At 38.3% G+C, this 376-nt stretch carries 1 pseudogene; it reads left to right on the top strand.

What is annotated here, in order from left to right:
- Nucleotides 1-376, top strand: a pseudogene (locus HMPREF1984_RS11550) (hemolysin); the annotation flags it as partial.

Here is a 376-nt window from a genome sequence, read left to right as displayed (position 1 = left end):
GCTGTAATAGGCAAGGAAGGGAACTCTACATTCAGGATTGACACTTATGCTAGAAAAGATATTCAAAATTATGATACAATGACAACAACAGGAGGCTCAATAGGAGCTTCACTTGGAGGAAAACCAAAAATTACCAATGTTGGATTCAATCAGGACAGCAGGGATAAGCAAGGAATTACAAGAAATACAGTAGTCGGAGATGTTGAGATAGCAGAAGCTGAAGGAAGTCCAATAAACAGGGATTTAGGAAAAGCCGATGAAGTAACAAAGGACACTCATAGCAGCACAAATATCAATGTGGAGCCACAGGTTATAGAATATATTTTAAACCCGGCAAAATTTAAGGAAGATCTGGAAGTAGCAATACTTGAAGGAA

Origin of the sequence: Leptotrichia sp. oral taxon 215 str. W9775 (assembly GCF_000469505.1) — a bacterium.
In the GTDB taxonomy this organism is placed as follows: Bacteria; Fusobacteriota; Fusobacteriia; order Fusobacteriales; family Leptotrichiaceae; genus Leptotrichia_A.
This window is presented reverse-complemented; position numbering and strand designations above follow the sequence as displayed.